Genomic DNA, 26785 nt, shown 5'->3' with positions numbered 1-26785 from the left:
TATTTTTTGAGCCATCCATTTGTATTGCATGGCATCAACTGTTGCGTCGCACTCTTGTACTGATGAATACGTGGCAGCTGAATAAGGTTTTAAATGTACAAGTGAGTGACACAACGAAGCTCAATAGTAGTAATCAAGTTTAGTAAATAAAAAAATCGTTATGCGCTTTGAACCAATAGAAATATCTGCGGAAGAAAAAGAACAACAGCAAAAAAATATATCTGTTGTTACAGAAAAGATTGCTATTGCATTATCGGCGCTTTCGGTATTTATATTCTTCTTTAAATTATTATTCTTCTAAGTGAGCGAAATTTTTCAAATATCACTTGAACCTGAAAAGAAACATAAACAGGGATATGTAAAGAACATATTGCAATCAATTGTATCTGAAAGATTGAACACGCCATTAGGTTATTTTATTTTAGTCAGCGCTGCTATTTTTTTTGCCGTTGTAACTGCATTATATGGTATAACACCTGCATTCTTATTAATCGTTTTATTTATTGGATTGCCTGTATTATATGCCATACTTGCATTTCCGGAGTTTGGCGTAGTAGTATTGTTGTTGATGGCATATTTGCTTTTTGCCATTATGAAATTTGGTATCGATTTTCCCGTTGGCACATTAATGGATGCTTTGCAATGGATACTTGTACTTGGATTTTTTTTCAGACAAAAAACAGAAAAGAACTGGAAAATATTTAAGGGGCCTGTAAGTGTTATGATACTTATATGGCTGCTGTATAATTTTATTGAAGTGGCTAATCCTTCTGCAGAATCAAGACTGGCATGGGTTTACACGGTTCGTACAGTAGGTGTTGTTATGCTCATGTATTTTATTTTCATGTTTCATATTCGTACAGTAATATTCATCAGGTTTATTCTTAAGATGTGGATATTGCTTACACTTTTTGCAGCATTGTATGGATTGAAGCAGGAATACATCGGGTTCTCTGCAGGTGAAGAAGCCTACCTGCATTCAGATCCAAACATCATGTCTTTATTATTTATAGATGAGCATTGGAGAAAGTTTTCCATCTTTTCAGATCCTGTTGCCTTCTCTTATAATATGGCCGTAAGCAGTTTACTGTGTATGGCTCTTATGACAGGTGCTATAAAAGCATGGAAAAAAATTTTACTGGGTGTTTTTATATTTATTTTTCTGTGGTCAATGCTATCATCAGGTACACGTGGCGCATATGTGCTGGTACCCGCTACGCTTATTTTATTTGCTGTTTTAAAATACAATAAACAAATATTACTCTTCTCTGTTGGTGCCGGTGTTTTCATTACAGTTATGATCTTTATTCCAACATCTAATCCAACGCTTTATCGTTTTCAATCTGCATTTAAACCATCCGATGATGCTTCTTTCAATGTGCGTAAGGCAAATCAAAAAATGATACAGCCATATATCTTGTCACATCCTTTAGGTGGTGGGCTTGGCGCTACAGGTGCATGGGGGCAACGCTTTGCACCGAATTCATTCCTCGCACATTTCCCCCCGGACAGCGGTTATGTGCGTGTAGCTGTAGAAATGGGCTGGGTCGGGTTATTATTGTTTTGCATTTTAATGTTTATTATATTAAAAACGGGCATAAAGAATTATTATCGCATACGCGATCCTGAATTAAAAGCCTATTGCCTTGCAATGGTATTGATCGTTTTTGCGTTTAATCTTGGTAATTATCCACAGGAAGCATTAGTGCAGTTCCCTTCCAACATATATTTTTACTTGGTGGTGGCACTTATAAATATAACCTACAGGTTAGATATTGAAAAAAACGGACCGGTGTATGGAGGAATATAATCTTATATCAAACAGGGACATTGTTGTTGTTGGGCTACAGCCGTGGGATGTAGAGATCGGCAGTAATTGTAAGAACATAGCTTTGGAGTTTAGCAAACATAACCGTGTGTTGTATGTTAATTCTCCGCTTGACAGAATTACATTCATGCGTCATAAAAGTGATCCCAGGGTAAAGAAAAGGATAAATGTTTTAAAAAGAAAAGAAGAGGCGATTGTAAAAATAGGGGGGAATCTTTGGAATTATTATCCCGATAAAATGATCGAATCGATCAACTGGATAAAGAACCAAGGGATCTTTAATAACCTTAACAGGTATAATAACAAAATTTTCGCTGCCTCTATTAAAAAAGCGGTAAAGCAGCTTGGCTTTAGTAATATTCTGCTCTTTAATGATAATGATATTTTCAGAAGCTTTTACCTGAAAGATTATTTACAACCAGATAAAAGTATTTATTATTCCCGTGATTTTTTATTGGCCGTTGATTACTGGAGAACACATGGTCTTAAACTGGAACCCGAGATCATTGCAAAGAGTGACTGTTGTGTTGCTAATTCAACTTACCTCACGAACTATTGTAAACAATATAACAGCAATTCTTTTTATGTGGGGCAGGGTTGTGAGCTGGATATATTTCTGGAACATAAAAGTCATCGTAAGCCCGCTGATATTGAGCTCTTCAAATCTCCTGTAATTGGCTATGTTGGCGCATTGCAGAGTATCAGGATTGATCTGGATATACTCAAACATATTGCACAGCACAGGCCTTCATGGAATATAGTATTGGTAGGCCCGGAAGATGAACAATTTAAAAAAGGTGAATTGCATAGTATAAAAAACATACATTTTTTAGGAGCAAAACAACCTGCAGACTTGCCTGCATATATTAACGCATTTGATGTTTGCCTAAATCCGCAACTGGTTAATGCAGTAACTATTGGTAACTACCCTAGAAAGATTGATGAATACCTGGCAATGGGTAAACCTGTTGTGGCTACAAGAACGGAAGCTATGTCTATTTTTGAAGCACATACTTATCTGGGCAATTCGAAAGAAGAATATATAACGCTTATTGAAAAAGCGCTTGCAGAAAATTCAGCAACACTTGTGAGCGAAAGAAAATTGTTTGCAACGGAGCATTCATGGGAGAACAGCGTTAAAGATATTTATGCAGCAGTTAATAAAGTTAGTCGTTAAAATTATTTTGAGCCTGGCGTAAGTTCATTAATTAAACAGTTGTTGCGTCGCACACTTCAACTGCAGATTTAGTAATGGTCGTTTAAAGAGCTGTTTATTTTTGTTTATAGTTATATTTAATTAAACCTGTTTTAAATTTAAAATCCAATCTGATGAAGAAGTATATTGCAACAATCTTAATGATTGCAGTGATCATAACATCTTGTAAAAAAAGTACAGAATCCATAAACAACCCCGAAGTAAAGGATCCTATTGCTCCTGACGGTTTCAATTTTTCTACTTCAAAAGAGGTCTCGTTAGAGGTTAAATTGCTAACGAATGATAATGCACCTTTGAAAAACGTGTTAGTAAACTTTTATACACTTAGTAATGCAAAAAGAGGTAATGCAGTATTTACTGCACTGAGCGACGCAAGTGGAGTAATTAAGGCTACAGTTAGTTTGCCATCTTATATAGATACATTGTTGATCGATCCTGCTTATATAGGGTTATTGCGTAACGCCAAAGCACCTATTTCCGGGAATAGTGTTCAATGCATAATTGGGGGTACTGATGGTTATAGTGGTGATGTTGTACCAAATGAGAATGCTGCAGGAGATATGCTAATGATAAGCCCTACAGCTATAAGTGTGGATAATGGAGTTACCGGAACAAAATATACGTACATGGGATCTTATGACTATTATGGCAGGCCGGCATATCTTACTACATCCGACAATATTTCAGCAGACTTCTTAAGCATAATAAATACTTCATTACCTGAATCAAAGCCTGTTCCAGCTTATCATCCGGATTATCTTACCTCAGATGCTTATAACAATATTGATATCACAAAGACAACGGATGTCTATGTTACACTTGTTCATGAAGGTGCTGGTAATCTAAATTCCCTTGGCTATTACACTTATTCCACAGGAAGTGCGCCTAAAAAAGCTAACAATATAGAGTCTGTAAAATTAGTTATGCCCAATGCCTCTTTATATGGTTCAGGCGGTACGATGCGCTCAGGAGATAAAATAAAACTTGGAACATTCAATGCAGGCACATCTATCGGTTTTGTTTTATTTCAGAATGGATGGGCAGACTTTGTTTCAGGCGTAAATACAGATGTTACAAAGTTTTATACGAATGATGCGCTAAATAATGAAAGTTCAGCATACCAGAGACATGCTGTATTACTATATGATGCACAGGATAAAGTATTCCTGCAAAGTTTTGAAGATCTGCAAAGAGATAATGGCTCCGGTGATGAAGATTTTAATGATGTTATTTATTATATCACTCCATCGGTTTCAGATGCTATTAATACCAGCAATGTTAAGCCAATAGAAATACCAAATGATAAAGACGGAGATGGTGTTACCGATACATACGACGATTTTCCAACAGACCCGGCCCGGGCATATGTAAAATATTTTCCTTCTGAAACTACATGGGGTACACTTGCATTCGAAGACCTGTGGCCTTCAACGGGGGATTATGATATGAATGACCTTGTTGTTAGTTATCGTTATAAATTCATCAATGACGCAAAAAACCAAACAATCGAAATGCTTGGAGATTATGCATTACGTGCAACCGGAGCTTCATTTGTTAATGGTTTTGGTGTAGAGTTGCCATTTGCATATAGTAAAATAAATTCTGTAACAGGTCAAAAATTGATTGCGAATTATATTAAGACAAATTCAAATGGAACGGAGGCTGGTCAAACAAAAGCAGTGATCATTCCATTTGATGATACACGTGCTTTGATTCCCCAGGGTGGTTTTGCAAATGTTACTAAGGGTACTACTTTTTTTACCAGTGATACTGCACATATTTATGTTCAATTTGCCTCAGGGCTTTCTGCTGCCGATCTTGGAGCTGCACCATTTAATCCTTTTGTTATAAGCAATCAGAGAAGGGGATATGAAATTCATTTGCCTGGGAATGCTGGTACGGATAAAGCTGACCCGAAACTTTATGGTACAGGGGATGACAATACAAGTATTTCCTCAGGTAAGTATTATCTCAGTGCTGATAACTGGCCCTGGGCCATAAGTATTCTTGAAACTTTCGATTATCCTTCAGAAGCCAATAATATTTCGAAAGCTTACTTGCATTTCCTGCAATGGGCAAAGTCAGGAGGAACAGACAAAACTAATTGGTATATAAATAGTAATGGTAATCGAAATGATAATCTTATTTATAGCAGGTAAGCTGTTAATTTAAGCTGGTAAAAATACCCTTTCAAAAGAAAGGGTATTTTTATTTAAAAGATCATTGTAGAAAATGATTGCATCTGCTCAATGAATAATAAGGTGTACAAGTGTGCGACGCAACGATGTTAAATAGAGATTCATGGCTTGGTACAAATAAAGAAATATCAAACTATACAATGCTCATAGTTAGTTCATCCAATGCAGTAAGAATTTTTTCATCATTATCTGCATTGAATTTTCGAGCAAAGAGTTTTCCTGATCCTTGCAATGTCTCAAGATCATTTATAGTAAATGTTTTAGGACTTGCTTTGCCTTCGCTCCAGTCAATATAGCGAAGATTATTATTTACCATGGCAGCGTTAAAAGGAGAGCTATATAAAATAGTTTGAAAGATCATTTCATCAGGCGCCCATGTAAGCCTGAAAAACTGCGATACATCAGGATTTTTTTTGAGGTAAGAAATTATATATTTTGCTGATTCAAGTGTAATAGTAAACCATTGTGAACGGCCTACCGGGATTAATTTTTGCGGCATCTTTCTCGAAGGAAATATTGTGTTAATGAGCCGTTCGAGCTTATGTTTGCCCGGAATATTATAATCAGTAAGATGATATTTTTTTATACGTGGAATAGCTTCTTTCCATTCCTGTTCTATAGAATAATATTCCATGAACAGTTTGCCTTTTCGTTCTCTAAGGAACTGGTGAATTTCTACTGCTGCTTTTAATGGATAATCCTGACCGCTCAGTAAATTTATGTAATCGTAATTTTTGTTGCTGGCAATAATGTTGCTTAGTCCATTTAATGTTGCCTGAACAATACTGTAAGAGCCCCATGTAATTTTTACACGCTTATCAATTATAAAAACATTTTGTAATTGGCTGATTTTCTTAAAGGCTTCCAGGCTGGTCTTTGCATCTATATGTATAAAGCAATCAGCATCTTTATGTGAAAGCCTGGTTATAAGTCGGGTTAACTGATCTGGCTGGTTGTGTGCCAGTATGAGATGTGCGATTTTCATACAGGATATTGTAAAAGCAAAATTGAAGATTTTATTATACAGACATCATTAAAAATTACTTACCCTACACTTATAATGTTTTAAATACGTTTTATGTATCGTGGTTTAAACAATGTATTAAAAATCTTAAAATCCATTTGCAATGAAAGACCGTTTTGAAGTGCTGGATATTTTTCGTGGAATATTTTCTGCTATGGTCGTATTCTTTCATATGAGTTTCTTTTCTGCAACACCGCTACTAAATAATAGCTTTATTTATAATTCAGACCTGTTTGTTGATTTCTTTTTTGTGCTAAGTGGTTTTGTTATTGCTTATTCATACAGGCAAATGAATAGTTACAGGCAAGTAAAAATTTTTCTTAAAAAAAGAATAAGCAGGTTATACCCGCTGCATTTGATTATGCTGCTGGTATTTGTAGTAATAGAATTATCCAAACATTTATTTGAAGGTCGTATACAGATCAATAACCTTAATAACGAAAATAATAGCTGGCACACATTCGTATCATCACTGCTGCTTATGAATTCTGTAAAACAACCGGGTGTTACTGATGTAAGCTGGAATATACCAAGCTGGTCTATCAGTGCTGAAATGATCAGTTATCTTATGTTTGGCAGTTTATTATTTGGGTTATACAAACTGCAAAATCTTAAAAACAGGAACTATTTTTTTGCATTTATAGCTGTTACCAGTATTGCAATCATGTTTATCATTAACGGTAATTATAAAATTAATTACAGCTTTAATTATGGATTTTTGCGCGGTTTAGCAGGTTTTTTCACCGGTGTACTTTGCTTGAATCTTTTTAATTTCTTGAGAAACAACCTCAATGCATTGCCCGACCTGTTTTTTCATATCTCAGAATTGTTATTGATTGTAAGCATAGGCATTTATATTTATCGGGGCGATACTTTTAAAAATATAGGTTTTATTTACGAGATCGCTTTCTTCTCATCCGTATTGATCTTTGCTTTTGAACGTGGCTTTATTTCAGGGCTGCTGAAACGTTCAGGGTTTCTTAAAAAGATGGGCAAGTACTCCTATTCCATTTATATGACACATGCTTTTATCCTGAGTATTTTCAATATAATATTTATTCGCCTGTTACATTTCCCTCCATCGGCATATGCTTATCTTTTTATTGTTAATTACTTTATTATTTACAAGGTTTCCCAATGGACCTATACAAATATTGAAATGCGTTTCTCATGGAAAAATAAACTGGCCAGGAGAAAAGCCACAACCGCAAATTATTCTGATAAAGTGCTTACTGCATAATTCTCTTATCAGGGTGTAAATATTTTATTTGTAACCAGGCTTTAGTACTGCTGTTGAACATCGTTGCGTCGCACTCTTGTACTGAAGAAATGTTGCAGCAGTTCACGTGTTTAAGCGTTCACAAGTAAATAGCTTGTAAACTTTGTGAACGTATAGACCTGTTCTATCCTGTTCCGAACGTACAAGTGAGTGACACAACCAACGATGCTATGGAATGCTGCAGTCTGTAACATAAAATATGCAACATTCATAAACCTGTAATAAAATAACAGCGGTCAAAATTATAGTTATGTAACATGCAAGCGAAGTGATCAGCTAAATGCTTTTCTTTTTTTGGGTAATACTTGTTTGACTAAATGAAGAACTTCTTGATAGCCTGTAGAAAAAATAGAAAAGAATTGAAATGGCTGATATTGTTGTAAAGCCCAATTGCCGATCAATACACCAATAAGAATGGGCACAACCGTTGCGAGGGCAACACCATAAATATTTCCGAAGAACCAAATGCCCGCAAAATCTGCAAGTATATTACCCGTAAGCATTATAAGTACTTTGTAAAAATTTATTTTGGGTTTATGTATCACATCAATGGTTAGTGCAAAGAACCTGTCGGCAGGATACAACAAAGCAAACGTCATAAATATACGCAACACATTAGCCGCTTCTGTTCCTGCGTATTGTCCACCACCAATTACCGCCACTGCAATATTGGCAAATAAAACAGCACCGATAAAAGCAGGTATTAATGCAACTGTAAGCATACCTGCATATTTTTTTAGTACGGCAATTACTTCTTTACTGTCGTTGCTGTTATATGCCGCAGACAAAACAGGCATACCTGTGGCTGCAAAACTTCTTAAAGGAATTTCTACAATTTCCATTAAACGCTGGCCAATATTATAAACAGCCAATGCCGGTGCACCCAACATAAAATTAATAATGAATGTATCTGAACTTCTGAAAAGGTTGGAGCTAAGCGTAGTACCTACACTGTATTTACCAAAATGAAAAATTTCTTTGATGCAGGATGTGCTTCTTTTTATAAATGTGTTGATGCGTGACCAGCCTGTAATGATGGCTACTGCACTTGTAAGCAACGAGGATCCAAGATAAGCGTAAGCAATTGATTGAAGACTTACCCGGTGCATAAACATAAGAATGATCACCAGTATAATGAAGGAGCCCTGGCTTATAAAACGAATATATAGTAACCTGTCAAAGCGTTGCTGTCCCTGTAATACGCATGTTGCAACAAAAGAAGGTAATGTAAAAATATAAGTAATACCAAACCATTTAAAAAACATAGCTAAACCGGGGTCGCCTATCTTTTGTAAGAAGAAATAAGCAGGAAGATTTATTGCTACAAGAATGCCCGTGATACAAAGAGCAATATACCAGGTTGAGCCTGCCACTTCTGCACTGCGTTTTTTGGAGGAACCAGCATAAAATTTTATAAAGGCTGTTGTGAGAAAACCTGAACGAAACGTGTCTACGAGTAAAACCGTTGACTGAAAGAAGACCCAAACACCAATGTCTGAAAGTGATAGGACCCGATACAATAACGCTATGGTGATCATGCCGAGGATGGACATGATGCCGTTGCCGGCCAGTGAAAGAAAATGTTTATTCTGTAATTTTTCCCGGATATTAGATAACATATTATAACAGGTCTGTATACAAAAATCTTACGCACAATTATCTTCAAATATCGAAGATGTACCTGTATAAAAACTGATTATCGAAGCACATCTGTACAGCAACGCAGAACTTTAATGGCTATTTAATAATTATGTGTAGTAAATAAAATCATTTGTGCCTGCAAAACAAGAACTTCATAGTTTCAGCGTTATTTGTAACAATATCTTACGTAAAAACCAAAATGCCTGAACATGGAACTTCCGGTTTGTGAATTTCACAAAGTGAGTTTACTCATTACTCACTACAACCGAAGCCGTTCACTGGAACGTTTGCTTCAGTCTTTCGAAAATATTCAATGCAGTTTTGGAGAAATTATTGTTTCTGACGATGGCAGCAAACCTGAGCACCTTGCTTATATTGAAAAACTGCAGAATCAGTTCAATTTTACTCTTGTAACTACACCGGTTAACAAAGGGCTTGGCAATAACATCAATAAGGGCCAGGATGCAGTGACATTACCTTATACGTTGTATGTACAGGAAGATTTTGAGCCCTCAACTGAATTTCCGCAATGTTTTAAAAATTCACTGGATATAATACAGGAAAGGCCTGATCTTGATATCATTCGTTTCTATGCATATTTTGATTATCCGTATGCGAGGTCTTATAGAAATGGTTTTACGGAAATGGTTTTTCATTCTTCGCCTTTGTACTTTAATCATCTTAAGTTCTACGTGTACAGTGATCATCCCCATTTGAGGCGCAGTAATTTTTTACAAAAATTTGGACGTTATCCTGAAGGGGTTAAAGGTGATGAAACAGAATACCGCATGGCAGTTTCATTTATCAAAAAGAAAGGGAGAGGGCTGCTTTATAAAGATTATACACAAATATTTTATCAAAAAAATTCTTCGGCAGAACCCAGTACGATGAACAGGAGTGAATGGCGTAGCAGCAACAATGCATTTATCTTATTTGTACGAGCTATTTATTTAAAATTCAAGTTACTTAAATGGACATTCGACCTTGCCTTTATGAAATAATTTTTACTCAAAAGATCCGTGATGAAAGAAAAGAATCATTTTAAGGACGTAACATTATTGGTAACTCATTATAACAGGAGCCGTTCACTTGAGCGTCTTTTACAATCGTTTAAAAATATCGAGTGTTCTTTCGGCGACATTGTTGTGTCTGATGATGGTAGTAAACCTGAACACCTCAATTATATTTCGCAGTTGCATAATAATTTTGAATTTCGTTCAATAACAACACCGGTAAATAAAGGGCTTGGTAATAACATCAATAAAGGCCAGGATGCAATTCGAACTGCATATACACTTTATGTACAGGAAGATTTTGAACCTGCTGCAGATTTTGCTATACACTTTCAACATGCACTTGATATTGCGGATGAAAGGAAGGATATAGACCTGGTGCGGTTTTACGCGTATTTTAAATTCCCTTATTTAAAGCCTTTCAGGGATGGATTTTCTGAAATGAAATTCAAATGGTGGCTGCCGGGGTATAAAAAATTTTATTATTACAGCGATCACCCGCATTTAAGGCGCAGTAATTTTTTTGAAAAATTTGGCCGTTACCCGGAGGGTGTAAAAGGTGATGTAACAGAATACAGAATGATGATGTCTTTTCTTAAAAATAAAGGCAAGGCCATGTTCTACGAAGATTACAAAAGTTTATTCTTCCAGAAAAACTCTGCAGAAGAACCGAGCACTATGAAGAGAAATTTATGGAGAGAGAGCAATAATATTTTTATACATCTTATGCGTGAAGCATATCGTCACTTCAAATTCAATTACGATCTTTTACTGAGATAATTTTATTTACCCGGCTTTTGAATATGCATGTAACATCGTTGCGTCGCACACTTATACATTCCGTACATTTTTGAGCATTGTATTAAATTGTTGACGGTTTTTCAGAACCCTGAAGTGAGTGACACAACCAATGTTGATAGTAGCAATACAGGTTGCTAAAAATTATTCCTAATAGTTTATAACTGCTTTAAAAATATTAGCCTGCTCTTTTTCATCGCGAAAGAAGGTAAACTCATTGCTGCTTCTTGTTACGATAAGTAACCCAAAATGTTCGCAGAAAGATTCAATATCGATTGTTTCAACAGTAATTAATTCCTCGGAAAAATAAAGCACACCATCTTTTCTTTTTTCTGCAAAGAGCGGATTGCTGCTGCAACCATAAATATTGATCCTTTGGCCGTTTACCTGCTTGCTTAATAAATAAAAGGGCGGTGGATTGCCTTTATCTGTTTTTGTAATGCTGACAGTTGATGCATCAATCGTAACAGTGAGTTCTGTTTTTTCAGCCAGGGCATGTTTATAAGCATTCGTGCTTAATTCTGTAAGTATCCATTTTATGCTGAACAAAGTTGTTTCGGGAAAATTATTGAGCAATATGAAATCATTCATAATTTTCTCAATAAAACATGGTAACTGATCAGCATTTGAAGGAAGGCTGAATTGCTTGCTTTCTATTGTTTTCATTGTTTAATGTGCTAATGCTTCACTGGTTGTGCTGTAGATCTTAAATACTTTATCAATTCTTGTAAGTTGCAACAGTGCATAAATATCTTTCCTGAGATTAACGATGCATAAATCAGCCTGTTTAGACATAGCATATTTTAAAGAAGAAACCAATGCGCCAAGAAAAGAGCTGTCTATATAAGTTACATTTTCGAAGTTGATAATAATATATTTATTCTCTTTTTCTATCAGTGAAGTAATAGCTGCCTTAAAAGCATCACTGTTCTTTAAACTGGCTTCGTGTTCTGTAATCGTTGCAATAACAAAACCGTTTTCTTTTGTTGTTTCTATGATCATGGTATTCATATCTTTTTTATAAAAATTAAACTGGCGTCATCTGCCTGGTTATGGTCTGTAATACCTGAAAGTATTTTGCTATTTATTTTTTCAAAACTAAATGTGTTACTTTTTGTGTTGCTTATCTTTTTTGCAAAAAGCTCATAATCGCTTTTCTTTCCTTGTTCCCCCGCCAAATCTATCAGCCCGTCTGTAAAAACAAATAATTGGTCACCGCTTTCCATATTAATCACCTGTTCATCGTATTCTGTATCTTTCGTAAAACCAAGCAGAAGCCCTGTCGACTGCACTTTCAGCGCATCTTTATTTTGTTTATTAAAATAAAGTAACGGAAGATCACCTGCGCCGGAGTAATGCAATTTGTTTGCATCTGCATCCAGCATTAATAAAGACAAGCTGGAGAAAATATCGGTCAATACTTCATCCATGCAGATCAGTTCGTTGATATTCTTAAGGATCTTTGCAGGATTGAATTCACCATTCAATACAGAAAATCTTATTACAGACCGTATATAACTTAAATAACCAAATGTAAAGAACCATGCTTTCCATTTTTTACCCATTACGTCTCCCAGCACGATGAATGTATGTGTATCATCTGCTTTTATAAAATCAATAAAATCTCCACCAGGATAATTCTGGAATGGCTGGTGCCAGAAATTTATTTCGTAGCCATCTATAACCGGCGCTTCTTTTGGAATAGATTTTATATTAATGGCCTCCGCAGCTTTCTTTAATTCCTGCACAGAAAGTTCCTGTTGGTTGCGCACTACCTGCAACACTGAATTTACTTTGGAAACAAGCATTGGAAATGGCGTATCCTTTGAAATAAAATCGATCGCATGCATGCGCAGACCTTTAAGCATAAGCGCCTGATCTGTGTGAGAAGTAAGAAAAATAAAAGGAATGTTTTTTAATACCGGGTGATTGATGAGATGCTCCCTGAAATCAAAGCCATTTTGTTCAGGCATTTCATAATCAGATAAAATGATGTCTGGCAATACCTGTCCCAGTATTTTCATGGCAGCATTAACATCAGCAGCAAGCAGACATTTATAGCCTTCGTTTTCCAATGCCTTCTGCAACACCATCGAAGAGAAGATATTGTCCTCAACAATTAATATGGTTCTTTTTGCATCACTCATCACTTGTCCTGCGCTTCATACTTGTTATTAATAAAAATACCCCACCGAATATGATCAGCAGCGAAATAAGATCCATTAATGTAACACCATCATCCCGGTTGAAATAATAAATGGTAAACATTTCAAACTCAGGCGGGGCAGGTAATACGATCATTGTAAAACCGATCGTTATCATCAGCAGCGCGATAATAATGAGAATGATCTTTTTTATCCAGTTCGTATTTTTTCTTTTTTTGATAATGGTACTATCCACAGGATTTTCTGCCAGGAGATTAATCAACTGGTCAAGCCTGTCATCTGCGGAAAGAAATGTTTTATCATCCAGCGACTGGTAAATATCTATATTCCGATTGAGCCTGCTTTTATCGAAGGTGTCATCAACTCTTTGCTTGTAATATTTTATTTTTTCACTATCCAGTTCTGTTTGCGCTAACAATAATTCAAGTTCATGCAACTTTTGTTCTATGGCAGCATCGCTCTCATCAATCTGTTTAAAATTATCCGTTTCTATTTTTATCTTATCAGTCAAATTATTTGTTCTTCTTTTTTTATGAGCCAAACTGTATTTCTCATGGCATCTTTGGTTGCGTCGCACACTTGTGCGTTCTCAATAAAGGTCAACAATTAATGGCCTTGTCTTGTTGCATTGGTTGTTGCAGTACAAGAGTGCGACGCAACCAAAGTCTTATGGCAGTAATAAAGCCTGGTTCATAATACCAATTAAACTAATTACGTTTATTGTATAATATTTACTGCATGATAATTTACAACAATGAAGAAGGTCTCTGTAATAACGGTTAATTTCAATCATAATTATGTTACGGAGGCTTTATTACACTCAATAGCAGAGAAAAATACTTATACTTCTCTTGAAATTATTGTGGTGGATAATGGAAGTAAGGAAAACCCTGTACCTGCATGGGTTTTGAAGTATCCGCACGTGCAATTCATCCGCTCTGATAAAAACCTTGGTTTTGCTGGTGGCAATAATCTTGGCATACAAAAAGCGAGCGGAGATTATTTTTTCCTTGTAAATAACGATACTGAATTTACAGAAGGCCTTGTAGAACAACTTGTAGCAACATTAGAACAGCATCCGGAGTGTGGTATTGTTTCCCCAAAGATCAGGTACTTTGATGAACCAGAGATGCTGCAATACGCAGGCTATACAGAAATGAATTACTATACCTGCAGAAATAAATGTATCGGGCAATTTGAAAAAGATAATGGCCAGTATGATAATTTGAGTGGCGTTACAGGTTTTGCGCACGGTGCTGCCATGATGATAAAAAAAGAGGCGACAGAAAAAGGTGGTTTAATGGCTGAACATTTCTTTTTATATTATGAAGAAATGGATTGGTGCGAACATATTAAACGTGCCGGCTATACTATAAGACTGAATATGCAGGCACTTATATATCATAAAGAATCCGTGTCTGTTGGCAAAGCATCTGCGATGAAAGAATATTTTATGAACCGCAACCGCATATTATTTATACGCAGAAATGCGCATTCATTCAAAAAAATAATTTTCTATTGTTATTTTGTGCTATTTGTTACGCCGCGGAATATTATTAAGTATATAAAGGAAAAGCAATACAATTTTATTTCAATCTTACTTAAAGCTATTACCTGGAACATAATGCATGACAAAGCCAGCGGGGAAATTGGTTACCCAATAGCCAAATGATTATAAAAATATATGTTACTACTTTTTAAAGAGATGTTTTTTTATACGGATCATCAAAGCTTTTTTTAAGCCGCCATCTATTTCAATGCGCCTGTCGCTTGTCCACACCCTGGCATCGTAAGCGTTTACTGCAATAATTTTACCACCGGCCTCCTGCAATCGTAATGCCATTGTACCATCTTCAGCAGCATGACCTCCGGGGTCTCCGCCAGGTGTGCCACGAAATATTCTTTGAATGGCAATATTGTAGCCATCCACCTCAATTCCTTTCTGGCGAACAAAACCACTGTTATATCCAAGCACATTTAGAAATGGTTGTGTGCGTTCTTTCTTTTTTATAATATAACTGCTAAGCATTTCGTAAAGACCATATTGCCAGCGCGGTGTATTTACGCCGGGAAGAAATGAATAGCTGCCATGAACACAGTATGCTTTTTCTTCGCTTAACATGCCGTTGATCATACTGGTGATCCATCCCGGCGGATAAAGTGTATCACTATCACCGGTAAGGATATATTTTCCTTTTGCATGGTGTAAGCCCGCTGTTCTTGCATGACCAACACCTTGTTTTGTTTCTAATAAGGTTTTTATGCCCAGTTCTCTAAGTAATGCTGCCGTGCCATCCGTGGAGTTGTTGTCTACAACTAATAGTTCAACCGGTAATTGTGTGCTGGTATTGGCAAGGGAAATAAGTGTATGCAAAATACCTTCTTCCTCATTCCATGCAGGAATAACAACACTTACGATTGGTTTGTCGGTATTAAAGCGTTTCAGCTTTTCTTTTAGTTCAGTAATAAAAGCAGGGGAATTGTCAGAAAGTCGAAGCGGTTTTTCCAGAATTTCCTTAACCCATGCAGGTAAAGTAAGATTGATCATTGGATTATTGGCACTTTAAACATTAATCACATGTCGCTGATGTAATATAACGTAAGAGCAGTTCTATTATTACCTCTTTACATTTTTAAATGCTATTCTTTTTAATAGAAAATAATTAAGTAAATCATAATAATGCAGAAATCTTCTGTTTGTGGGATCATTTTTTACAAGGAATGTGAAATCTTTTTTATAAAAAAACGTTCTACAGCCAGTACCAATATCCTGTTCTAAACAGCTACGCTTTTTATTACCGGAAATGGGTTCAATTCAAAATATTTACTGCAGATCAATTTTACTTGTAATGTACATGCAGAGTCTATTTAAACTTATTGTATGATCATTTTTTTCTGGGTTTCTCTTCTTATCGTTTTTTACACCTTTATTGGTTATGGAATTGTACTGTTTCTTCTTGTGGCAACACGAAGAATGGTCAAAGGGAAAAGAAATGATTTATATGACCTGCAGCTGTTGCCGGATTGCACCCTGATCATCGCTGCTTATAATGAAGCCGATATTCTTGATGATAAAATAACCAACACACTCTCTCTAAAATATCCTGAACAAAAACTTTCTATTCTTTTTGTTACGGATGGTTCTTCTGATCATTCTCCTGAGATAGTTAAAAAATATCCATCTGTCCAGTTAATGCATTCTCCGGAACGCAAAGGAAAGATACATGCAATGCACCGTGCCATGCAACAGGTTAAAACAGGCATTTGCATTTTTACAGACGCCAATACTTTTTTAAATGAAGATGCATTGATCAATATTGCACGTCATTACCAGGATGCAACAGTTGGTGCAGTAGCAGGGGAGAAGCGTGTGAATATAGATGCTATGGCCGATGCTACTGCAGGCGAAGGTTTTTACTGGAAGTATGAATCTGTATTAAAGAAGTGGGATGCAGAATTGTATTCTGTTGTAGGTGCAGCAGGTGAGCTCTTCAGCATAAGAACCGATCTGTATATTCCTGTTCCGCCGGATACTGTGCTTGATGATTTTATGATCTCTTTACGAATTGCAGAAAAAGGTTACCGCATCGTTTATGAGCCCAATGCGTATGCTTTGGAAACATCCTCTGCAAATATTGCAGAAGAGTTGAAAAGAAAAATAAGAATAGCGGCAGGTGGCATACAATCTGTTTTAAGATTGAAGAGTCTGCTCAATCCTTTTCGTAATTTCATTTTGTCTTTTCAATATATCAGTCACCGTGTCTTAAGGTGGACGATAACCCCGTTCTTACTTGTACTCGCATTTGTACTAAATTTTTTTATTGTCTTTGAAACAAAAGCAATTTTTTATGAACTAATGCTAGCCGGTCAATTTGCTTTTTATTTGGTCGCTTTTACCGGCTGGATATTTGAGCAAAAAAATATTCGTGTAAAAGCTTTGTTTGTTCCCTATTACTTCTGCATGATGAATTATGCAGTATTGGCGGGCATTTGGCGTTACATGTTCTCCGAACAAAAAGTTGCATGGGATAAAGCAAAACGAAAATAACATAGTAAATCACATATCTTATAATATCAAAGACTGTATAAACTGCAGTCTTTTTTTATTGAGCCTGCCTTTTGATCAATAATTCAGCATCGTTGCGTCGCACTCTTGTACTTTCAGTAATTTAATAAGCCATAACTGCAATAAACTTCAGGTATGAAACAGGAATGTTGAGATAAGAAATTGAACGAAATTTTATTTCAAACGTTTATAAACTGACGCCAAAAGATATATTGATAAAGTGATTGCTCACTTATTTGTTATTTTATTTTTGCGTTTGCGAATCTCCTTCGTCGATTTGCGAACCCAAGGGACGATGCCATGATGATCTGCAGTTGGTATTTAAATAAAAGATAGTTTTACAGAACGCTTATTAATGACAAGACACTATAACGGTAGTGTGATTTTTCTCGCTTATGTTAAGACCGTACAAACTTATATACTTATGTGCCCTGATTGTGTGTTTGCTGTTATCTTATAATAGTAATGCCCAGGAAATTTGTAACAATGGTATAGATGATGACGGTGATAAACTTACAGACCTGCAGGATCCGGATTGTCAATGCCACTTTACTGTAACAGGTAATTTATTGCAGAATGCTTCTTTTGAATTATATGATCATTGCCCGGTAAATTATTTATACACCACGGATAATAATATTGCAGATTATTGGAGATTTGGTTCTTACACCAATATCAATGAAGCCTACTTCTTTCATAATTTTCAATGTCAGTATGATTCTCAGCAGATCATGCTGTATATGCCACCGGCAAGGCCCTTACCCGATGGGAATGGATTTATTTCCATTTACAAAGGGGCCTATATTAATCCCGCAAAGCCGGAAAATGAAATGGTTAAGGGATATGTAGGCCAATGTTTGGAAGCGCCACTTACAGTTGGCGAAAGTTATACGTTAAGTTTTTATGCAGGAAGATTTCGTTCGTGGGATAATTATACCGGTGTTATATATCCTTTTACCGTAGCTGTTTTTGGGAATGCAGATTGCAATGCTGTTCCTTTTGGTAAGCCGTTTGTTTCAGGTAATGGTTGCCCGTCTAATTATCCCGGATGGATCTTACTGGGTAATACAACAATGTACAGTAACGGACAATGGGTGCAGGGGAAAGTTAATCTTACAATTCCTTCTGCAATAAATGTAATAGAGATAGGTTCTGATTGCTCTGTACTTAAACCCATTATTGATCTTACAGACAGCACTACATTTTTGGATTACCACCAGTATTATCTTGATGACCTGCATTTGTTGCCCACAAAGGATTTTCCGTTTGAATATATTCATGTAAAAGCAGGCAGCTCGTGCACCGATCATCCCATACTTATAGCGCCTGTTTATGAAAACGCTTCTTACCAATGGTATAAAGATAGCATTGCTATAAAAGGCGCAACAGATAGTATTTATAATGTTATAATTGATACGGGGAAGAGTTATTATAATGTCACCATCAATACCAGTTATAAGTGTATTATTTCTGAACCTTTCCTTATAACCGCAAGTAAACTAAGCGAAATAAAAATACCCGCTGATACTATATTCTGCACTGAAAATAATTCAATAATACTTTCACCTGCATTTGATGGCATAACGTATAACATTAATGGCTTAATAAGTTCTGTTGTTAATATTACAAAAGAAGGCAGTTATACTATTGTTGCCAGTGATGCAACAGGTTGTCAAAAAACTTTTAATGCCAATGTTAGAAAAACAAATTGTTCCGGTTGTGAAGCGCATATGCCAACAGCTTTTACGCCAAACGGAGATGGAATGAATGATCTGTTCAGGCCAAGGTTTAATTGCAATGTATCTGCGTTTGAGTTTATGATCTTCAATAAATGGGGGCAAAAAATATTTGAAACAAAAGATGTGAACAAAGGCTGGGATGGTACTTATAAGGGAAATAAATTATCACCTGATGCGTATGTTTATTTTATGCAGTATAGCATTATATCAGGCGTAAGAAAAGCAACTAAAGGCTCTGTTGTACTTATTAGATGATCTTGCGTGAATATTTATGTTGCAGGCATTCGTACTACTATTATACTTTAGTTGTGTCACTCACTTGTACGTTCTGTTCTTTATCCTGCATTTTTGTTTTATCATTTAATTCTAATAATACCCGATCTTAAAAAATGCTTTTTTGCATATAAATTATTATTACATATACTATCTTACTGCTATTTTTAAATCAATAAAATTAATCTTATGTCATTCCAGGCTTATCTCGATAACATACAGAAAAAAACAGGAAAAACTCCTGCCGATTTCAAAAAGCTGGCGGAGAAAAAAGGATTTCTAAAAAAGGGAAAACTTGTCGAAAGCGTTAAAGCCGGGGAAATTGTACAATGGCTAAAAGATGATTTTGAATTAGGTCATGGTCATGCAATGGCTTTGTTTGCACTATTTAAAGGCATGAAGAAAGAGGGCGACTAATATTAATTAATTTATTATTCCTGCATAAAATAAAAATGCCTGTTATAAAAGTAACAGGCATTTTTATTTTTGTTTATAAGCTTAATACCAGTGAACGTTAGATGCTCCATTGGTATTAAAATCTTCCTGCATTAATAATTTATTAGAGTTACTGCTATATAGTTTTACCCAGTCTATACTTCCTGATCCTTTGAACGAAATATTTATGTGTTTCAGTTGTCCTATGGTATGGCCACTGTAAGAAGTTGTCTGTGTTATTACGCCATCTCTTTTAGTAGTAAGTACACCGTTATTTGCTTCAAGTGTAACGGTTGTCCAATTTTCAAAAACATATAACAGGTCAGAGGTAGTGTAAAAGCCAGCACCCATAAGTCCGAACTTTGTAAACTCAGGCCTGTAACCAATATATTGTGCTACAGCAGTATCAGCGCTACCCTGAAGCCACAGTCCTGCATCATAGTCTGTAATGGCATGTACACCAGTTGAAGGATTTTTTAAACTTACTTCAAGCCTTACAGAATCTGCATCAATAACCCTGCACGAAGGAATTTCTAATTGCATAGAGCAGAAAAAATAGCTCCATGGGCTGTTTGTTAACTGCGCTATGCCATCTTTTATAAAAGTATCATCTGTAACAATTACAGGTGTTTCATTTTCTGTTGCGTAGGTGCCAATCCATCTGCCGGTTTCTGTACAAACAGGTGCCAGCACAATGATTGACACTGTATCTACGCCAGTAGCGCCATCATCATCAGTAACCATTAACTGGAACAGGTATGTACCAGGCTCAAAATATTTTACATCTGTTGATGTTGAACCAGGGTTCGTTATAATTGCATGATTTGGCCCGGAAACCTGGCTCCATAAATAAGCAGTTATCGTTCCATCTGCATCTGTTCCGGTACCGGATAGTGTAAAAGTTTCTTCACCAACTGGTATTTCTGCAGCTGTGCCTGCATCTGCAACAGGTACTTTGTTTGCAGGAGTATCGGTATCATCTTTTTTACAGCTTTGAACCAGTGTAAACAGCAGGAGAATTACTATAAGGATCGGAAGCCTGCTAAAAGGGTTACAGGTTTTTTTCATTGTTTGGGTTTTACGCAAAAAAAATACAAAAACCGCAAAGAATGAATTAAATACTTCTTAATTGAAGCTATCTTTTTATGTCCTGAAAAATGATATTGCAGAAAATGAAAATATTTGTGTTACCAACATCAAAAATGTTATGATACTTTGGTTGTGTCACTCACTTGTACTTTCTGTTCATTGATGAACAGAAAGTACAAGAGTGCGACGCAAGAAAAGCTGAATAGAAATTCAAAAAGCCCGGTTCAAAAAAATTACACCCACTCAAAGCCATCTTTCTTTATGGGCAACCTGTATGGCCTGGAACCCGCTGCTGCCAATGCATTGCAAAGAGCGGGTGCAACGGTAGGCAAACCTACTTCACCAATACCACCGGGTGTTTCATTGCTTTGAATATAGTGCACTTCTATATCAGGCATTTCGTTGAAACGTAAAGGATTATAATTGAAAAAACTATCCTGCTCCACACGACTATTCTTTACAGTTATCTCACCTTTCAAAGCCTGCGATAACGCAAATGCAAGACCACCTTCTATCTGGTTTTTCATACCATCAGGATTTACTACGATGCCGCAATCAACAGCTGCAATTACTTTTATGATCCTGAATTTTTTTGGTCCAACCATTTCAATTTCTATTGCATGCGCCGCGTATGACGGGCAAAAAGCAAAAGCATGTGTTGCAAGACCAATATAATGATTGGCTTGCCTGGGACTACTGTAACCAATTTTTTCAGCAGCAAGTTCTAATACAGCAGCAACACGTTTCGGATCCTGGTTAAGACCCTGGTCTGTCCTCTTTGGCATTGTAGAAAGCAGGTCCAGCCTGAATTGTAACGGATCTTTTTTCATCTTCAAAGCTACTTCATCAATAAAAGACTCGATAGGAAAAACATTCATGCATATTTCCACTGCACGCACCCATCCGCGATTTAAATTAAAATCAACATGCGAATAAGCTGTATGCACATTCGGTACATCGTACCAAAAATCAGATGATGCACCACCAAGAATTTCAGCAGGGTTTTTTGTTTCAGGGCCTTCGAGCATTACATTAACTGAAGTGCTCAATACATGATGTTGCCATGTAAGCATTTTGCCATCATTGCTCCAGGATGCTTTCATGCGGTGATAGTTTGCCGGCCGATAAGCATCGTTACGAATGTCATCAACCCTGTCCCAGATCACTTTGACAGGTGCTTCATGCTGCTTTGCAATCTTAACAGCTTCAAGTATGTAATCGTAAAACAATCTTCTTCCAAAACCACCGCCTATGTAAGCTAGATTTATTTTTATATTCTTAGCATCTATGCCCAGTTCTTTTGCAATCTCCGGCACTGGAAATTCCGGCCACTGACTGCCGCCCCACACTTCACACGAATCTTTTTTTACTGAAGCAACCATATTCACCGGTTCCATTGTACCGTGTGCGAGAAATGGCGCAGCGTATGCTGATTCAAGCATATTGCCAACGGGGTTATTTGCTTTTGCTGCATCTCCTTTTGTATAAATTTCATTAGCAGGTTTTTGTTTACTCCTGCTTTCAAATTTTGCAAACAGTTCATCTGTTGATTCATGATTTTTATTGCCTTCATCCCAAACAACTTTCAAAACATTTCTTGCTTTCATTGCGCTCCATACATTGGATGCAATTACAGCAACACCCGCATGTAAATTCATTGGTGCAGACGTTCCTTCAAACTGAATAGTTTTAACAAAACCGTTAACCTGTTTACATGCACTATCATCAACCGATTTTACTCTACCTCCAAGTACAGGGCAACGTTCCACTACTGCATACACCATGCCCGGCACTTTTACATCAATGCCATACTTAGCATTGCCGGTAAGAATTGTTTTTAAATTTTTCTTTGGTAATGCTTTGCCGACTAATGTAAAATCTTTGGGGTCTTTTAGTTTTACATCTTTTGGTACCGGCAATTTTATGGCGTCACAAACCAGTTCTCCATAACTCAAAGAGGCATTATTATTTTTGTTTGTTACTGCGCCATTTGCTGTGCTGCACTGGCTTTCAGGGATTTTCCATTTATCGGCTGCTGCCTTTACCAGCATTGCTTTTGCCGCTGCGCCAACACGGCGCATTTCATTCCAGTCAGTAATTACACTCTGACTGCCGCCGGTTGTAAAATATCCACCAAATGCAGGTTTATCTGCACGTTCAATTTTTGCATCAAAACTCATTATTTCAGTTTTCACTTTATTCCAGTCCGCATCAAGTTCTTCCGCAACGATCATTGGCAAAGATGTATTTACACCTTGTCCCATTTCTTGTCTTGCAAAGCAAATGGTAATGTCACCCGTTGATTCTATTTTCAGATAAGCTGATGGTTGTAATGGATCACATGCTGCGGCAGCTGCAGAATTACTGTTGCTGTTACAACCCGCTTCTGGCAATAAAAATGCAAGCATTAAACCTCCGCCTGCAGCAGAACCAATCTTTATAAAATTGCGGCGATTGATATTTGTTTTCATATAAAATGTATGTCGTCAAAAACTGTTATAAATATTTTTTGTAACGGGCTGAAGTAACGCTAATAAGCATCGTTGCGTCGCACTCTTGTGCGTTTTGTTTTTTATTCAGCGATGATTGTATAAAGTTGTGTCATGAATTATCTATCACTTCTTTGATAGCCTGTTTTATCCTGTGATATGTGCCACATCTGCAAAGGTTTCCGGCCATCATGCTGCCGATTTGTTCATCTGTTGGCTTTGGATATTGGTTCAACAAACCAGCCACATTCATCATTTGTCCGGCCTGGCAATAACCACATTGCGGTACGCCAATTTTTTCCCATGCTTTTTGGATAGGATGCGAAGCGCCATCCTCACTCAGTCCTTCAATGGTTGTAATTTTTGCATTGCCAACATTTTGTACTTGTTCCTGGCAACTGCGTATAGCTTTACCATCTTTTAGTACAGTACATGCACCGCAACTTGCCACACCGCAACCGTACTTTGTTCCGGTTAAGTCAAGCACATCACGAAGTACCCATAGCAGCGGCATATCTGCATCTGCATCGGCTGTAAGCGTTTTACCATTAATGTTTAAAGAATAAGAGGGCATAGAAAAAAATTGAAAATGAACAGATCAATTTGTGAAAACTTTTTTTGCTGATCGCTTTTAAAGATATAAAAGTTGCGAGATATAAAAATTGTTTTTATTAGCCTGTTGAAAGATTTCTAATGGTCGCTTGTTGCATTACGACCTTGCACTACAAATAAAAGCTCTGCATGTGCGGAGCTTTATTGGCAGTTAACTGATAGCAATCAGCTATTGGCTTTTATTGCTGATTGTTTTTGTTATTCATTGATTATTTAGTTAACAGCATCTGTTTTGTATCAACCAGCTTTCCCTCTACATAAAAAGAATATTGATATGCGCCGGATGCAAGTGTTGAGGCATCCAGTTTCAAACTGCCATTGCCTTTTCCGTAAACATTTACTTCTTTCAGTGATTTACCACTTTTGTCTGTTACAATAATTTTTGCTGATGAATATGTTTGCGGCAATGTGTAACTAATAGTTGTTGTATGATTAAAAGGATTTGGAATATTTTGTTGCACTGACGCAGACGATAGTTGACTAATAATAGTTGACTGATTTGAAACGATCATTGCTTTTAACGCATCAATTTGTTTTTGCAAATCCGCATTTTGTTTTTTCAATTCTTCAATCTCATCATTTTGATTTCTTACTTCTGATTTTTGATTTTCATAAAGTTCCTGCACAGCTTTTATAATTAATGGCGTTACTCTTCCATAATCAACCATCCATGGGTTTTTCTCTGCGGGTTCATTTGTTTCTCTTGGTTTACTTACTGCCTGCGGAAATATATCATAAAGTTCCTGTGCCATAAAACCTGTTTGCACTTTTTTACTCGCATCTGATTTAAAGGTATAATCGTAAATATTTATTTTCATTAAATCTGATAAACCCTTTTGCGTTCCTCCGATAATATTTTTTAAACGCTTGTCGGAAATTGTGGTATAGCCAACTGCGGTCGCAGTATTTTGTGTTATTGCCCCGATTTGAAGTCCATCAGGTCTAAAAAAAGCAATAAAATAGGCTCCAGCCAATCCATTGGTACCTGTCTTAATATACAAGCCATCAGATCCATTTGTTCCACCAGTATTTTGTATAAAAGCAACTGAAGTTAACGCAGCAGGCGCAGCCGTTACAGAGAATTTATTAGCAGGTGAACTTGTACCAATGCCCACATTGCCGTTTTGAAGTATTGTCATTGCAGTAGTATAGGGTATTACATTGCCTGCAGTACCAATGGGTGCGGTATTAAAATCGAATCCGCCACTTCTAAAACTTAGCATGGATGAGTAATCAGCATTTATACGATAACGGTAATTTGCGGTTGTGTCGGTAAACGTAAGCCCATAACCCACGCTGCTATAACTGGCTCCGCTTGTTCCCGCACTTACCGGAAATCTGCTTCCAAAATAGCTGTCGAATCCAGTTATGGCTCCCGCCACATCCAGCTTGGATTTGGGGTTTGTTGTTCCTATGCCTACATTACCCGAAGAAGTTAAGGTCATACGCACTGCATTACTGGTGCGTAAATTTAATGCCGCAGTATCTTTTGTGCCTATAAAGTTTGCACTGCTGTTAGTGCCTGTATTGCCTTTGATATGCCAATCCGTTTGTGCATATAAAATATTTGCCTGAATAAATAAAAAGGCGGTGAGAGAGTAAAACTTTTTCATAAAGTAAATTTTTTAATGGTGACGAAATAATTTTAAGGAATTTGTTTTACTAATTGGATGCGGTTTGTTTGGGATCAATTATGTTTTGTCTGTTCTGTGAAATCAGCATGGCTTTTAATTCATCAATTTCCTTTTGCTGTGCCTCATATTTTTTTTCTAAATCATTATTTTGCCTTTTTAATTTTTCATTTTGACCTGACAACTCTTGCACAGCTTTAATAATTAATGGCGTCAGACGTCCATAATCAACCATCCACGGATTTTTCTCTGCCGGTTCATTATTGTCTCTTGGTTTGCTTACTGCCTGCGGAAAAATATCATAAAGCTCCTGCGCCATAAAACCGGTTTGTACTTCTTTCTGCGGATCCGATTTAAATGTGTAATCATAGATTATTATTTTCATTAAATCTGCTAACCCTTTTTGTGATGCCCCGATAATATCTTTTAGGCGTTTGTCCGATGAGGTTGAATAAAGCACTCCGTTAAAAGGGCTATGCACTATTTGTCCGATTTGGGCTCCGTCAGGTTTTTTAAAGGCGACAAAATAATTACCGGCGGCGGTACTGGAGCCTGCCTTAATAAACACGCCATCAGAGAGGTTGGTCAGTCCCGTATTTTCAATCAGTGCAACCGGAGTATCGTGCGTAGTTGAAGCAGCCACATGTAATTTGTCAGCGGGCTGAAGTGTTCCGATACCCACATTGCCGTTTTGAAGTATTGCCATTGCAATAGTATAAGGAATAGGAGCCCCCGCCGTACCAAAAGGAGCCGTATTAAAATCAAATCCTCCTGATCTGAAACTGATCATCGATGAGAAATCATTTAAACGATAACGATAATTTGCAGTGGTGTCAGTAAATGTAAGCCCATAACCCACACTGCTGTAACTGGCGCCGCTTGTTCCCGCACTTACCGGGAATCTGTATCCAAAATAGCTGTCCAATCCTGTTATGGTTCCTGCAACGTCAAGTTTAGAAGCTGGTGTTTTAGTGCCGATGCCCACATTGCCTGAAGAAGTTATGCTTAAACGCACAGCGTTATTGGTGCGAATATTAAATGCAGTTTTATCTGTGGTGCCAATAAAATTTGTACCACTCTTAGTGCCTGCATTTCCGGCAATATGCCAGTCTGTTTGGGCATACATAGCTGCAGGTATAATGCAGCATGCGATAAACGAGAGACTCTTTTTCATAAATCGGTTTTAACGAAGATTAGTATGAATTCTTATTTAGTTAAGTGACCTACACCAGGCTGAGTCGCAAACCTAACCCTGAAGAGTGCGACGCAACAGGCGATTCATAGTAGCA

At 36.8% G+C, this 26785-nt stretch carries 23 protein-coding genes; 11 read left to right on the top strand and 12 right to left on the bottom strand.

Going from position 1 to position 26785, the window contains the following annotated elements; genetic code table 11:
* Nucleotides 1-160 precede the first annotated feature (160 nt).
* The 4 genes from FRZ67_RS23360 (at nt 161) to FRZ67_RS04735 (ending at nt 5203) form a co-directional block, all read left to right on the top strand.
* The gene (locus FRZ67_RS23360) at nt 161-301 is read left to right on the top strand and encodes a hypothetical protein (RefSeq protein ID WP_158638304.1); all 141 of its coding nucleotides are present in this window, start codon (nt 161-163) and stop codon (nt 299-301) included.
* Nucleotides 302-1810: an O-antigen ligase family protein gene (locus tag FRZ67_RS04745; RefSeq protein ID WP_225975509.1), complete on the top strand. Its 1509-nt coding sequence runs from the start codon at nt 302-304 to the stop codon at nt 1808-1810. It begins immediately after the preceding gene.
* A complete protein-coding gene (locus tag FRZ67_RS04740) occupies nt 1797-3005 on the top strand; it encodes a glycosyltransferase (protein ID WP_147188439.1) in 1209 nt (402 codons plus the stop codon). Before FRZ67_RS04745 ends, FRZ67_RS04740 begins: the two co-directional genes overlap by 14 nt.
* Nucleotides 3006-3157: 152 nt before the next feature.
* A complete protein-coding gene (locus FRZ67_RS04735; protein WP_147188438.1) occupies nt 3158-5203 on the top strand; it encodes an LruC domain-containing protein in 2046 nt (681 codons plus the stop codon).
* Nucleotides 5204-5375: 172 nt separating this feature from the next.
* On the opposite strand, the gene FRZ67_RS04730 is transcribed toward FRZ67_RS04735, so the two are convergent.
* On the bottom strand, nt 5376-6227 hold the full coding sequence (locus tag FRZ67_RS04730) for a beta-1,6-N-acetylglucosaminyltransferase (RefSeq protein ID WP_147188437.1): 852 nt from the start codon (nt 6225-6227) through the stop codon (nt 5376-5378).
* A gap of 142 nt (nt 6228-6369) precedes the next feature.
* On the opposite strand from FRZ67_RS04730, the gene FRZ67_RS04725 reads away from it, so the two are divergent.
* Entirely contained in the window at nt 6370-7506 is a 1137-nt protein-coding gene (locus FRZ67_RS04725) for an acyltransferase family protein (RefSeq protein ID WP_147188436.1), read from the top strand.
* Between the two features lie 311 nt (nt 7507-7817).
* Here FRZ67_RS04725 and FRZ67_RS04720 read toward each other — a convergent pair whose 3' ends face one another.
* A complete protein-coding gene (locus FRZ67_RS04720) occupies nt 7818-9164 on the bottom strand; it encodes a lipopolysaccharide biosynthesis protein (protein ID WP_147188435.1) in 1347 nt (448 codons plus the stop codon).
* Between the two features lie 231 nt (nt 9165-9395).
* Here FRZ67_RS04720 and FRZ67_RS04715 point away from each other — a divergent pair, with 231 nt between their 5' ends.
* Both FRZ67_RS04715 and FRZ67_RS04710 read left to right on the top strand, forming a co-directional pair.
* Complete coding sequence (locus FRZ67_RS04715; protein ID WP_147188434.1) at nt 9396-10187, top strand: glycosyltransferase family 2 protein; 792 nt, start codon at nt 9396-9398, stop codon at nt 10185-10187.
* A 21-nt stretch (nt 10188-10208) separates the two neighbouring features.
* Nucleotides 10209-10979 (top strand): glycosyltransferase, encoded by a 771-nt coding sequence (locus FRZ67_RS04710; protein ID WP_147188433.1) that lies wholly within the window; start codon nt 10209-10211, stop codon nt 10977-10979.
* 168 nt (nt 10980-11147) lie between these two features.
* On the opposite strand, the gene FRZ67_RS04705 is transcribed toward FRZ67_RS04710, so the two are convergent.
* Genes FRZ67_RS04705 through FRZ67_RS04690 form a run of 4 tightly spaced genes read right to left on the bottom strand, consistent with a single transcriptional unit; the run spans nt 11148 to nt 13673 of the window.
* The gene (locus FRZ67_RS04705; RefSeq protein WP_147188432.1) at nt 11148-11663 is read right to left on the bottom strand and encodes an ATP-binding protein; all 516 of its coding nucleotides are present in this window, start codon (nt 11661-11663) and stop codon (nt 11148-11150) included.
* 3 nt (nt 11664-11666) lie between these two features.
* Nucleotides 11667-12008: an STAS domain-containing protein gene (locus FRZ67_RS04700; protein ID WP_147188431.1), complete on the bottom strand. Its 342-nt coding sequence runs from the start codon at nt 12006-12008 to the stop codon at nt 11667-11669.
* Nucleotides 12005-13144 carry a fused response regulator/phosphatase gene (locus tag FRZ67_RS04695; RefSeq protein ID WP_147188430.1) on the bottom strand — a complete coding sequence of 380 codons (1140 nt, stop codon included), beginning with the start codon at nt 13142-13144 and terminating at the stop codon, nt 12005-12007. The genes FRZ67_RS04700 and FRZ67_RS04695 overlap by 4 nt, the downstream gene beginning before the upstream one ends.
* Nucleotides 13137-13673 (bottom strand): hypothetical protein, encoded by a 537-nt coding sequence (locus FRZ67_RS04690; RefSeq protein WP_147188429.1) that lies wholly within the window; start codon nt 13671-13673, stop codon nt 13137-13139. Before FRZ67_RS04690 ends, FRZ67_RS04695 begins: the two co-directional genes overlap by 8 nt.
* Nucleotides 13674-13916: 243 nt before the next feature.
* On the opposite strand from FRZ67_RS04690, the gene FRZ67_RS04685 reads away from it, so the two are divergent.
* A complete protein-coding gene (locus FRZ67_RS04685; protein WP_147188428.1) occupies nt 13917-14834 on the top strand; it encodes a glycosyltransferase family 2 protein in 918 nt (305 codons plus the stop codon).
* 18 nt (nt 14835-14852) lie between these two features.
* Here FRZ67_RS04685 and FRZ67_RS04680 read toward each other — a convergent pair whose 3' ends face one another.
* A complete protein-coding gene (locus FRZ67_RS04680) occupies nt 14853-15710 on the bottom strand; it encodes a glycosyltransferase family 2 protein (protein ID WP_147188427.1) in 858 nt (285 codons plus the stop codon).
* Between the two features lie 333 nt (nt 15711-16043).
* On the opposite strand from FRZ67_RS04680, the gene FRZ67_RS04675 reads away from it, so the two are divergent.
* From FRZ67_RS04675 to FRZ67_RS04665, 3 genes are all read left to right on the top strand, one after another.
* Nucleotides 16044-17210, top strand: coding sequence for a glycosyltransferase family 2 protein (locus tag FRZ67_RS04675; protein WP_147188426.1), 1167 nt, complete (start codon nt 16044-16046; stop codon nt 17208-17210).
* Between the two features lie 455 nt (nt 17211-17665).
* Complete coding sequence (locus FRZ67_RS04670) at nt 17666-19222, top strand: T9SS type B sorting domain-containing protein (protein ID WP_158638303.1); 1557 nt, start codon at nt 17666-17668, stop codon at nt 19220-19222.
* A gap of 207 nt (nt 19223-19429) precedes the next feature.
* Nucleotides 19430-19657 carry a DUF4287 domain-containing protein gene (locus tag FRZ67_RS04665; RefSeq protein WP_147188424.1) on the top strand — a complete coding sequence of 76 codons (228 nt, stop codon included), beginning with the start codon at nt 19430-19432 and terminating at the stop codon, nt 19655-19657.
* Nucleotides 19658-19738: 81 nt separating this feature from the next.
* Here FRZ67_RS04665 and FRZ67_RS04660 read toward each other — a convergent pair whose 3' ends face one another.
* From FRZ67_RS04660 to FRZ67_RS04640, 5 genes are all read right to left on the bottom strand, one after another.
* On the bottom strand, nt 19739-20743 hold the full coding sequence (locus tag FRZ67_RS04660; RefSeq protein ID WP_147188423.1) for a PKD domain-containing protein: 1005 nt from the start codon (nt 20741-20743) through the stop codon (nt 19739-19741).
* A gap of 254 nt (nt 20744-20997) precedes the next feature.
* The gene (locus FRZ67_RS04655) at nt 20998-23235 is read right to left on the bottom strand and encodes a xanthine dehydrogenase family protein molybdopterin-binding subunit (RefSeq protein ID WP_147188422.1); all 2238 of its coding nucleotides are present in this window, start codon (nt 23233-23235) and stop codon (nt 20998-21000) included.
* 130 nt (nt 23236-23365) lie between these two features.
* Nucleotides 23366-23827: a (2Fe-2S)-binding protein gene (locus FRZ67_RS04650; RefSeq protein WP_147188421.1), complete on the bottom strand. Its 462-nt coding sequence runs from the start codon at nt 23825-23827 to the stop codon at nt 23366-23368.
* Between the two features lie 247 nt (nt 23828-24074).
* On the bottom strand, nt 24075-25478 hold the full coding sequence (locus FRZ67_RS04645) for a tail fiber domain-containing protein (RefSeq protein WP_147188420.1): 1404 nt from the start codon (nt 25476-25478) through the stop codon (nt 24075-24077).
* Between the two features lie 49 nt (nt 25479-25527).
* Complete coding sequence (locus FRZ67_RS04640) at nt 25528-26670, bottom strand: tail fiber domain-containing protein (RefSeq protein ID WP_147188419.1); 1143 nt, start codon at nt 26668-26670, stop codon at nt 25528-25530.
* Nucleotides 26671-26785 lie beyond the last annotated feature (115 nt).

The sequence above is a fragment of the Panacibacter ginsenosidivorans genome (genome assembly GCF_007971225.1).
GTDB classification, from domain to species: domain Bacteria; phylum Bacteroidota; class Bacteroidia; order Chitinophagales; family Chitinophagaceae; genus Panacibacter; species Panacibacter ginsenosidivorans.
This window is presented reverse-complemented; position numbering and strand designations above follow the sequence as displayed.

Coding starts and splice junctions, on each gene's coding strand:
- FRZ67_RS23360 (WP_158638304.1), top strand. CDS start 161: ATGCGCTTTGAACCAATAGAAATATCTGCGGAAGAAAAAGAACAACAG.
- FRZ67_RS04740 (WP_147188439.1), top strand. CDS start 1,797: ATGGAGGAATATAATCTTATATCAAACAGGGACATTGTTGTTGTTGGG.
- FRZ67_RS04735 (WP_147188438.1), top strand. CDS start 3,158: ATGAAGAAGTATATTGCAACAATCTTAATGATTGCAGTGATCATAACA.
- FRZ67_RS04730 (WP_147188437.1), bottom strand. CDS start 6,227: ATGAAAATCGCACATCTCATACTGGCACACAACCAGCCAGATCAGTTA.
- FRZ67_RS04725 (WP_147188436.1), top strand. CDS start 6,370: ATGAAAGACCGTTTTGAAGTGCTGGATATTTTTCGTGGAATATTTTCT.
- FRZ67_RS04720 (WP_147188435.1), bottom strand. CDS start 9,164: ATGTTATCTAATATCCGGGAAAAATTACAGAATAAACATTTTCTTTCA.
- FRZ67_RS04715 (WP_147188434.1), top strand. CDS start 9,396: ATGGAACTTCCGGTTTGTGAATTTCACAAAGTGAGTTTACTCATTACT.
- FRZ67_RS04710 (WP_147188433.1), top strand. CDS start 10,209: ATGAAAGAAAAGAATCATTTTAAGGACGTAACATTATTGGTAACTCAT.
- FRZ67_RS04705 (WP_147188432.1), bottom strand. CDS start 11,663: ATGAAAACAATAGAAAGCAAGCAATTCAGCCTTCCTTCAAATGCTGAT.
- FRZ67_RS04700 (WP_147188431.1), bottom strand. CDS start 12,008: ATGAATACCATGATCATAGAAACAACAAAAGAAAACGGTTTTGTTATT.
- FRZ67_RS04695 (WP_147188430.1), bottom strand. CDS start 13,144: ATGAGTGATGCAAAAAGAACCATATTAATTGTTGAGGACAATATCTTC.
- FRZ67_RS04685 (WP_147188428.1), top strand. CDS start 13,917: ATGAAGAAGGTCTCTGTAATAACGGTTAATTTCAATCATAATTATGTT.
- FRZ67_RS04680 (WP_147188427.1), bottom strand. CDS start 15,710: ATGATCAATCTTACTTTACCTGCATGGGTTAAGGAAATTCTGGAAAAA.
- FRZ67_RS04675 (WP_147188426.1), top strand. CDS start 16,044: ATGATCATTTTTTTCTGGGTTTCTCTTCTTATCGTTTTTTACACCTTT.
- FRZ67_RS04665 (WP_147188424.1), top strand. CDS start 19,430: ATGTCATTCCAGGCTTATCTCGATAACATACAGAAAAAAACAGGAAAA.
- FRZ67_RS04660 (WP_147188423.1), bottom strand. CDS start 20,743: ATGAAAAAAACCTGTAACCCTTTTAGCAGGCTTCCGATCCTTATAGTA.
- FRZ67_RS04655 (WP_147188422.1), bottom strand. CDS start 23,235: ATGAAAACAAATATCAATCGCCGCAATTTTATAAAGATTGGTTCTGCT.
- FRZ67_RS04650 (WP_147188421.1), bottom strand. CDS start 23,827: ATGCCCTCTTATTCTTTAAACATTAATGGTAAAACGCTTACAGCCGAT.
- FRZ67_RS04645 (WP_147188420.1), bottom strand. CDS start 25,478: ATGAAAAAGTTTTACTCTCTCACCGCCTTTTTATTTATTCAGGCAAAT.
- FRZ67_RS04640 (WP_147188419.1), bottom strand. CDS start 26,670: ATGAAAAAGAGTCTCTCGTTTATCGCATGCTGCATTATACCTGCAGCT.